Raw genomic sequence first — 3,930 nt, forward strand, 5'->3', positions numbered from 1 at the left:
CTCGGCATAGAGCTGTCCGCTCTGCGTCAGATAGGCCTTGCGCTCCCCAAAGTAGTCGAGCTCGAACAGGTTGCTGGTGCCTTCGCACGAGGTGGGGGTCAGGATCGGCGCATCGAAGAGCACGAAGCCGCGCTCGTGAAAAAAGTCGCGGCAGGCCTGAACCACTTCGCTGCGAATACGCAGTACCGCGTGCTGGCGCGACGAGCGCACCCAGAGGTGGCGCTGGTCGAGCAGAAACGCGACGCCGTGTTCCTTGGGTGTGATCGGATAATCGCTCGAGGGTGCGACCTGGCGCACCTGCTTGGCGTTCAGCTCGATCCCCCCGGGCGCGCGCTGGTCGGCGCGCGCCGCACCCACAACCTCGAGCGAGGTTTCCTGTCCCATGTGATCGGCCGCGACAAAGGCCTCCTCGCCCAGGTCGGCTTTGGAAGCAACGCACTGGCAGATGCCGGTCCCATCGCGCACCAGCAGGAAATGGAGCTTCCCGCTCGAACGCTTATTGTAGAGCCATCCGCGCAGGGTCACTTCCTCGCCCAGGTGTTGCGCCAGATCCTCGATGTAAACAGTTGGCATGAACGACATTTAAGCACATGGGCACGAACGGACGAGAATTGTCGGGCGGCCGCAATTGATCGATCCGCACCCGCTGGTACCCCCGGTTTATAAACTGGTCCGCGAAAGGTACCTTTCAGGGTGGCGATGAACGCGTTCGACTTTGTGGTGCTGGCGGCGGTGGCGTTCGGCGCGCTCCATGGTTTGCGCAACGGCCTGCTTACAATGGGCACTTCGTTCGTCGCCCTGATAGCAGCGCTCTATCTCGCTTCGCTGCACTACGCCGAAACGGCCGCAATCATCGCCCACCAGTTTGGGACCAATCCCACGCTGGCCACCGTGCTGGGATACGTCGCAGTCTTTCTGGTGGTGTTTATCGCTGTGCAGTTTGTAGGCGGGATGATTGTGGGCGTGCTCAGGATGGCGAGCCTCGGGTGGATCGATCGGCTGGCGGGCGGATTCCTAGGGGGCGCAATTGCCGCTGCCGTGGCCGGACTCGCGGTCATGTTGCTGACCACCGTGTTACCGGCCAATGCCGCGCTGCTTCGCAACTCAGAGGCAGCACCGATGCTGCTCGCATACGATGCGACGCTGGTTCGCTATATTCCGGAAGAAGCCAAGGAGGCCTACCAGCGCAATCGTGACATCCTGATACGGGCTTGGGTTGCGGAAGCGAGTAAGCGCTCCTCAGGCAGCGCGCCGGCGGATTCCTCCTCGCCGACGGCGCGGTAGTGAGTGGCCGCACTAAAAAACAAGCTGCGGAGAGGTGACTCCGCAGCTTGTTCATTTACGGTCTGGTTGAGCGCTTATCAGGCCAGAGCGCCATCGACAGCCTTTACCAGGTGCCCCTTCGGTACGGCGCCGACAATTTGCTCCTTCACCTGGCCACCTTTGATGATGAGCAGATTGGGGATGCCGCGCACACCATAACGCGCGGGTGTTTGCGGGTTGTCATCGACGTTGATCTTCACGACCTTGAGACGCCCCGCGTACTCGTTAGCGAGATCCTCGACGATCGGTGCGATGGCGCGGCAGGGCCCGCACCACGGCGCCCAGAAATCGATCAGGACGGGCTCGGGTGATTTCAGCACTTCCTGCTCGAAGCTAGCGTCCGTAACATGAACGACTTTGTCATTGGCCATCGAACTCTCCTCGCCTGCGGCCTAGGCACCATGAAACATAAGCACGACTCCGGAGGCAATCAAGGTGCCACCGCAGACTTGGAGATCACCCGAATTTCATTGACTGAGACTCTCCCAGCGACTGTGATTCCGTGAAACCCGAGGTTTTTGGTGCCAAGCCGGAAACCTTGATCTGCACCAGGGAGCAGCTTTTTGCGTGGCCAAGTCCACGCTTGAGGGTGGGGAACAGGCGCGCGCTTGCAATCGCGATGGCTAGATCGACCATTGCTGCGGGCGATAATTTCCCGGCGAGCTTAAGGCGTAGTTCCTCAGCCTCCGGCAGGTTGGCCGAGACCGCGCGGCCAAAATCGAGATAGAGCCGGCGCTCGGCATCGAGGGTAACGCCCCCGGCCAGCGCCGACGAAATGATCGCGGGGCTTACGCCTTCGGCGAGCGCCCGGTTTACCGCGATCTGCAGGCAGGGACCGCAATCCTCGTGCTGCAAGGCTCCGATCGACGCCAGATAGCAGGCCTCGAGTGGCGCCGCCTTGCGATGCCTGGCGAAGGCAAGGAAGAGTGCGAATTTGTAGAAGGCGGCGGGCGATGCGCTCGCGATATCACGCATATAGTCGAGTTTCTCGCCGAACTTCCTTTCCGCGGCATCGATCAGGTGTGAGGTGATTCCCATAGTTTGCCTCCTGATCATTAGTGGTTTGAGGGGTTGAGATTCCGTCGCTCCTTTCCGGCTGTTCGCGCCACCAGGGACAACCCATCAGGGTCAGTCCGGGTATTATTCCAAATCCCCGGTTGGGCAGACTGCTACTGTCAATTTGTCGCGAGCAACCGCGCTGACCCGCTAGCGGGCGGCGGAATGCTGGGTCGCCGATTTATCGGCGAGCAGGCCCTGCGCGCCGCGCAGCGCCGCTTCGGTTTCGCGCAGCAGGTCCGTGAACACCTGTGCAGCGGGTTTGATTTCGCCGATCAGACCCGCACCTTGTCCGGTCGGCATGAAGGTCCGGTTTGGGTCCGCATCTTCGCCGTCGAGTCCCATATAGCCCATAACGCCGTTGCGCCGCGAAATCTGTCCTTGCATCGGGAACGGCTGAATCTTCGAAGGATCCTTTTCCCATTCAAGCGCGTATTGTGTGCGGGCGACGCGGCACGGCTTGCCCGTATAACAGCGGGTGCGCATCGTCGAATCATCACGCGCCTTCACGATTGATTCGCGGTACGCCGGCGCAGCCTGGGCCTCGGGCGTAGCAATGAAGCGCGTGCCAATCACCACTCCCTGCGCGCCGAGCATCAGCGCCGCGGCGATTTGGCTGCCGTGAGCGATACCGCCCGCCGCCAGCACCGGGAGTTTGACGGCGCGCAGCATCTGCGGCACCAACGAGATCATTCCGATTTCACCCGTATGACCGCCCGCCTCGGTTCCCTGTGCAACGACGATGTCGGCGCCTGCGGTCTGCGCCTTCTCGCCGTGGTGCACCTTGCCGCACATCACGGCGACTGTCATGCCGTGCTCGTGCATGGTCTGGATGAACTCGCTTGGCACGGCGAGACCGGCTACGAAGATGCGCACCTTCTCCTCGATAAGGACCGGCATATGGGGGCGCATCATGTCGGGAATGGGAGCAAGCAGATCGACCGCGAACGGCCGGTCGGTGAGTTCACGGGTCTTGCGAATTTCCGCGCGCAACAGGTCTGGCGACAGCGACGCAGCTCCAATCACGCCGAGACCGCCCGCATTGGAAACTGCGGCGACCAGTTTGTGCATTGCGACTCCGCCCATCCCGGCCAGCAGAATCGGATATTTGATTCCAAAGTAATCGCAAATCGGCGTGTGCAACATGGAAGGATTCTCCTGCGTGAGCCGCGTCAAATCGCTGGCCCCGGTTCGATTCCTATACTTTGCGTCTAATCGCGCAAGCAAGCGCGGCACCGAACCCCTTTCCTTTCGGCTTGGCGAGCCCCTGCTCTGTGGTACTGGACTTGGCTAAAGACCTACAATCGGTTTCGAAATTCTACCCAGCGCTATTCTACTCTCGGGGGAAGGATATGAAATGCGCGAAGAGACTCCAGATTGATTGGTCGTCCTTTCACTCAATTACCTGCGGTCAAGTCACCCGCGCTCTTTTCCCTCGGCTCCTACTAATTCTCGCGATTCCGATCTTGCTGGGGAGCCTCCTCCAGGCCTGCGGCGGTGGTGGCGGCGGTCCGGCCCCATCAAACGTCACCTCCGTTACGATCGACCCGG

The 3,930-nt window shown here is 61.1% G+C and carries 5 protein-coding genes; 1 reads left to right on the forward strand and 4 read right to left on the reverse strand.

From position 1 onward, the window contains the following. A partial coding sequence (locus VGI36_12895; protein HEY2486042.1) for an amino acid--tRNA ligase-related protein occupies nt 1–573 on the reverse strand: 573 nt, incomplete at its 3' end. 126 nt (nt 574–699) lie between these two features. Between VGI36_12895 and VGI36_12900 the strand changes: the two genes are divergently transcribed. Further along, nucleotides 700–1,284 (forward strand): CvpA family protein, encoded by a 585-nt coding sequence (locus VGI36_12900; GenBank protein HEY2486043.1) that lies wholly within the window; start codon nt 700–702, stop codon nt 1,282–1,284. Between the two features lie 77 nt (nt 1,285–1,361). On the opposite strand, the gene trxA is transcribed toward VGI36_12900, so the two are convergent. The 3 genes from trxA to VGI36_12915 form a co-directional block, all read right to left on the reverse strand. Continuing rightward, nucleotides 1,362–1,694, reverse strand: a complete 333-nt coding sequence (gene trxA / locus VGI36_12905) for a thioredoxin (GenBank protein ID HEY2486044.1) — start codon at nt 1,692–1,694, stop codon at nt 1,362–1,364. Between the two features lie 85 nt (nt 1,695–1,779). Continuing rightward, nucleotides 1,780–2,361, reverse strand: coding sequence for a hypothetical protein (locus VGI36_12910; GenBank protein ID HEY2486045.1), 582 nt, complete (start codon nt 2,359–2,361; stop codon nt 1,780–1,782). 168 nt (nt 2,362–2,529) lie between these two features. After that, complete coding sequence (locus VGI36_12915; protein HEY2486046.1) at nt 2,530–3,525, reverse strand: nitronate monooxygenase; 996 nt, start codon at nt 3,523–3,525, stop codon at nt 2,530–2,532. Nucleotides 3,526–3,930: the final 405 nt, after the last annotated feature.

This window comes from Candidatus Binataceae bacterium, from assembly GCA_036495685.1.
Taxonomy (GTDB): Bacteria; Desulfobacterota; Binatia; order Binatales; family Binataceae; genus JAFAHS01.

Excerpts from the sequence above, each read along its gene's own strand:
- VGI36_12900 (HEY2486043.1), top strand. The coding sequence starts at position 700 with ATGAACGCGTTCGACTTTGTGGTGCTGGCGGCGGTGGCGTTCGGCGCG.
- trxA (HEY2486044.1), bottom strand. The coding sequence starts at position 1,694 with ATGGCCAATGACAAAGTCGTTCATGTTACGGACGCTAGCTTCGAGCAG.
- VGI36_12910 (HEY2486045.1), bottom strand. The coding sequence starts at position 2,361 with ATGGGAATCACCTCACACCTGATCGATGCCGCGGAAAGGAAGTTCGGC.
- VGI36_12915 (HEY2486046.1), bottom strand. The coding sequence starts at position 3,525 with ATGTTGCACACGCCGATTTGCGATTACTTTGGAATCAAATATCCGATT.